Origin of the sequence: Longispora sp. NPDC051575, assembly GCF_040681875.1 — a bacterium.
In the GTDB taxonomy this organism is placed as follows: domain Bacteria; phylum Actinomycetota; class Actinomycetes; order Mycobacteriales; family Micromonosporaceae; genus Longispora.
In genome coordinates, this window is sequence record NZ_JBFAZP010000028.1 from 16,109 (window position 1) to 20,995 (window position 4,887).

Sequence of the window (4,887 nt, forward strand, 5' to 3'; positions counted from 1 at the left end):
ACCGTCACGGCTTTGCCGCTCGGGTCCTGAGCCACCGTCACGGCTTTGCCGCCCGGGTACTGGGGCGGCGTCACGGCTTTGCCGCCCGGGTACTGGGGCGGCGTCACGGCTTTGCCGCTCGGGTCCTGAGCCACCGTCACGGCCTTGCCGCCCGAGTCCTGGGGCAGCTCATGGCCTGGTCCTGAGCCACCGTCACGGCTCAACAGCCCCTGTCCAGGGCTGGCGCCCACGGCTCGTCAGCCCGGGTCCGGGGGCGACCGCGACACACGCCACGTCGCCCCGGACGCGGTGTCGCGCTACTCCGCGTAGGGCTGGTCCGTGCCCTGGTCGCTGTAGCCGAGGCTCCAGATGTAGCCGTCCGGGTCGGCGAAGGAGCCGCCGTAGCCGCCCCACGGCAGTGCGCCGGCGGGCTTGAGGATCGTGGCGCCGGCCTGCTGGGCCTCGGCCATGATCTCGTCGATCCGCGCCTCGGTGCGCACGACGTAGGTCAGGACCAGTCCGCTGAAGCCGCTGCCCTCGGGGTCCGTGCCCACCTGGCCGGCCAGGCCCTCGCGGCTGTAGAAGCCGACCGGGGAGGCGCCGTCCGAAGCGAAGAACACCGAGATGCCGTAGTCCTTCTCGATCTTCCAGCCGAGACCCTCGGTGTAGAACCGCTTGGCCCGGTCCATGTCCCGGACGCCGAGGAGAATTGAGCTGACGTGCGCTTTCATGGACTGCTCCTTGTGCCTGGGTGGCTGCGTGCGAGTCGTATTTGATCTTGACAGTAGCCGGATCTGAGCGCGGTCTGCAAGATCCGCCGCGGACGGGCCGCGCTTCGGGCGCACGGTGGAACGCGTGCGGGTTGTCTCAGGCCGCGGGGCGGTCCTCCCATCGTGATGACCATCGACGACAACCCTTGGTCAATGGTCCCGTTTCGTCCGTCAGGGTGGCGCCGGAACCCGGAATTCGCCCGTAGCGCCATGATGCCCACCCAGGTGTGGCCGGGTGACGTGATCGCGGCCTTGGCCGCGTCGCCGGGCCCGCGCGGGGTGGCGCCGTGCCGACGAACGAACATGCCCGGCGACCCGCTGACGCACGTGTGGTCGTGGCCGCCGTCCTGGCGGCATCGGCTTCCGCCGCCGTGGCTGCGGCACGGGTGGTGCCCCCGGATCCTCGGCCGCGGCGGCCCCGGTGCCAGAACGCAGGTCGCCTGGCGCGCACGCCGACCCGGGTGGCTCGGGTGCGGCTCGGCTTGGGGGAAAGTCGTAGGGGTCTGGTAGGACTGGGGCGTGACTGAAGACGGGCTGTTCGAGCTGCCGGCCGTGGCCGCGCCCAAGGGGGCCCGCCCGGCGGTCAAGGCGCCCGCGTCGAAGACCCCGGCGGAGCGGCTGCCCGTCGCGCGGGTGTGCGTGGACCTGGGGTTGCCGCACCTCGACAGGCCGTTCGACTATCTGGTGCCCGCGAGCATGGACGCGAAGGTCGTCGTGGGCGGGCGGGTCCGGGTGCGGTTCGCGGGACAGAAGGTCGACGGGTACGTGCTGGACCGGGTCGCCGCCAGCGACCACGCCGGCAACCTGTCCTTCCTGGAGCGCGCGGTGTCCGCCGAGCCCGTGGTGTCCCCGGAGATCGCCCGGCTGGCCAGGGTCGTCGCGGACCGGTACGCGGGGAGTCTCGCCGACGTGCTGCGGCTCGCCGTGCCGCCCCGGCACGCCCGGGCGGAGGCCGCCGTCCCGCCGCGCGCCACCCCGGAGGAGGCCGCCGGGGCCCCGGGCGGAACCGGGGCGCCGGTGTTCCCGGCGACGGCCGGCTGGGCGGCGTATCCGGCGGGGGCGGCGTTCCTGCGGGCGCTCGCCGACGGGCGGGCCCCCCGGGCGGTGTGGACGGCCACGCCGGGGGAGGACTGGGCGGCCCGGTGCGCCGAGGCGGTCGCCGCGACCCTGTCGGGCGGGCGGGGGGCCGTGGTGGTGGTGCCCGACGGCCGGGACCTGAACCGGCTCGACCGGGCGCTCGTCGCGCTGCTCGGCGAGGGCCGGCATGTGGCGTTGTCGGCGGCGACGGGGCCGGAGGAGCGGTACACCCGGTTCGTGACGGCTTCGCGGGGGCACGTCCGGGCGGTGATCGGGACCCGGGCGGCGATGTTCGCGCCGGTGGCGGACCTGGGGCTGGTGGTCATCTTCGACGACGGCGACGACGTGCACGCCGATCCGCACGCGCCGTATCCGCACGCCCGGGAGGTGCTGCTCACCCGTGCCGAGCTGGCCGGGGCGGCGGCGCTGGTCGCGGGTCATTCCCGGACCGCCGAGGGGCAGTTGCTGCTCGCCACGGGCTGGGCGAGGGAGCTGACCGCCGACCGGGAGTCCCTGCGGGCCCGCGCGCCCCGGGTCGTGACGACGGGCGATGACGTGCAGCAGTCCCGGGATGCCGGGGCGACGAGTTCGCGGTTGCCGAGCGTGGCGCTGCAGGCGGCCCGGGCCGCGCTGGCCGCCGGGCGTCCGGTGCTGGTCCAGGTGCCGCGCCGGGGGTACATCCCGGCGGTGGCCTGCGAGACGTGCCGGGCGCCGGCCCGGTGTCCGCACTGTTCGGGGCCGTTGGCGTTGGAGTCCGGCGTGCTGGGGGGTACGGCGGGGGTCGGCGGCGAGCATTCGGGGCCGAGCTGCCGGTGGTGCGGGCGGGGCGCGACGGGTTTCGCCTGTCCGCACTGCGGCGGTCGCCGGCTGCGCGCGTCGGTGGTGGGCGCGCGGCGGACGGCGGACGAGATGGGGCGGGCCTTCGCGGGCGTGCCGGTGCGCACGTCGGGGCGCGGCGAGCTGTTGGACACGGTCCCGGACGGGCCGGCGCTGGTGGTGGCGACGCCGGGGGCCGAGCCGGTGGCCGACGCGGGCTACGGGGCGGTGCTGCTGCTGGACACGTGGGCGTTGCTGACCCGGGCGGATCTGCGGGCCGGTGAGGAGGCGCTGCGGCGGTGGCTGTCGGCGGCCGCCCTGGCGCGCGCGGACGGCACGGTGGTGATCGTCGCGGACGCGTCCGTACCCGTCGTGCAGGCTCTGGTCCGGTTTGATCCGGCGTGGTATGCGGCCCGTGAGCTGGACGAACGCGCCGAGTTGGGTTTTCCGCCGGCGGTGCGGGTCGGCAGCCTCACCGGGTCGCCGGCCGCGATCGCCGAGCTGTTGGCCGGCGCGCGGTTGCCGCAGGGGGTCGACGAGCTCGGTCCGGTTCCGGTGCTCGGCGGTGACGAGGGGGTGGAGCGGCTGCTGCTGCGGGTGCCCCGGTCGACGGGGCCGGCCCTGGCGCGGGCGCTGCACGAGGCGGCGGGGGTCCGCAGCGCGCACCGGGCGAAGGAACCGGTCCGGATCCAGGTGGACCCGTTGGAACTCCTGTAGCGAGGTGTCGCCCGGCACGACCTGGAGCCCCAGCGCGGACAGGGTGGACTCGTTGGAACTCCTGTTGCGACGTGTCGCGCTGGTCGGAACCGCCCGGCGTCACGCGGGCGGGCCGGCGCCGAAACACGTGACGCGCGGAGAGTGGCTGGCCGCGGCGCGCGGAGTGGGAGCGGGTCGCCGCGGATGGCGACGCGGGCGCCGGCCGACCCTGGGCGGCCTCGACGCACATGACGCGTGGCTGGTGGCTGGTCTCGGCGCACGTGGCCTGAGCCTGTCGCTGCGGGCCGCCAGGCGGGGCACAGCGCGCCGACCAACCCAGGTGGCCGTTCCCGGAAGGGCGCGCGACGGCGCCCCGAACACGATGCCAACGGGGAGTGCTGACAGACTCACTCCACGTGTGGGACTTCTCACTAAAGGCGATGGAACCATTCCGGAGTGTAACTCCAGTGAGGTCCACTGTGGCAGGTCAGTGCGCCACGGACGGTCCACTGTCACATGTTCGTACAAAAATGAAACGCTTTCCATAAAATTGCCTTAAGAAAGCGTGTTTGCGGTGGATCATCCGCAACGACAGTCTGATGCGTGACATCCCAACGTGTGGAAGGAATTGTCATGCGTCAGTCCCTCACCCGTACGGCCCGGAACCTGGTCGCCGTCATGGGTGCGCTCCTGATCGGTGCGGGCGTCGCGGCCGTCCCCGCGTCCGCCGCCACCCCGGCCCGCGCCCAGAGCGTGACCCTGGAGCAGACCGGCGGCCTGGCCGGCGTACAACGCCGGTACACCGTCGACACCTCGACCTCCGACACCCGGCGTGACCCGCTGCTGGCGTCGGTGGCCCGCCCCGACTTCCTGGCCCTGGAGCCCAGCTACGTCACGGACGACACCTGCTGCGACCGCTTCGTCTACGAGCTGACCGTCCGCTACCCGAACGGGCGCGTGAAGTCCGTCGTCACCGTCGACGGCGGCGGCGCCCCCGAGCTGGTCGGGGACGTGATCGAGCGGACCATGGCCGTCGGCGCGGTCCGCGAGGTGACGCCCCAGCGGTCGCTGCTGTTCGTGCAGCGCGCCGAGGACGCGTGGTCCGTGCCGGACCGGTGGCTGGTCGACTGCCCCGCTTCGGGGGCGACCGCGCCGGGGTGCGCGGAGCTGACGGCGCGCACGGAGGCCGCGCTCGCGCCCGTCCCGCCCGGCACGGCCTGCACCCGGATTTGGGGCGGCCCGCAGACTGCCCGGGTCCTCGGGGTGTGGCACGGCCGGTGGGTCGACGCCTCCTTCACCCGGCGCGGCGGTTGCGAGATCGCCCGCTGGGACCAGGCCGCCGCGCTGCTGACGCCACCCACGCAGCGGTAGCGGCTGGTGGTGGCCCCCGATCTGAGGGGGCCGGGGGCCACCACCCCGGTATGGGGCGGGCCCGGAGCGAACAGCGCTCCGGGCCCCCCCCCCCCCACAACCCCCCCCACCCCCCACCCGGGTAGCCCCCCCCCCCCCGCCCCCCCCGATAGGCACAGCCCACCACTGTACAACACTC

At 74.5% G+C, this 4,887-nt stretch carries 3 protein-coding genes; 2 read left to right on the forward strand and 1 reads right to left on the reverse strand.

Features of this window, described 5'->3' with window-relative positions:
- Positions 1-296: 296 nt before the first annotated feature.
- Entirely contained in the window at positions 297-710 is a 414-nt protein-coding gene (locus tag AB0M43_RS38995) for a VOC family protein (protein WP_363732827.1), read from the reverse strand.
- Positions 711-1,388: 678 nt separating this feature from the next.
- Between AB0M43_RS38995 and AB0M43_RS39000 the strand changes: the two genes are divergently transcribed.
- Together AB0M43_RS39000 and AB0M43_RS39005 are read left to right on the forward strand one after the other, a co-directional pair.
- A complete protein-coding gene (locus tag AB0M43_RS39000; RefSeq protein WP_363732836.1) occupies positions 1,389-3,359 on the forward strand; it encodes a primosomal protein N' in 1,971 nt (656 codons plus the stop codon).
- A 612-nt stretch (positions 3,360-3,971) separates the two neighbouring features.
- A complete protein-coding gene (locus AB0M43_RS39005; RefSeq protein WP_363732830.1) occupies positions 3,972-4,709 on the forward strand; it encodes a protealysin inhibitor emfourin in 738 nt (245 codons plus the stop codon).
- Positions 4,710-4,887: the final 178 nt, after the last annotated feature.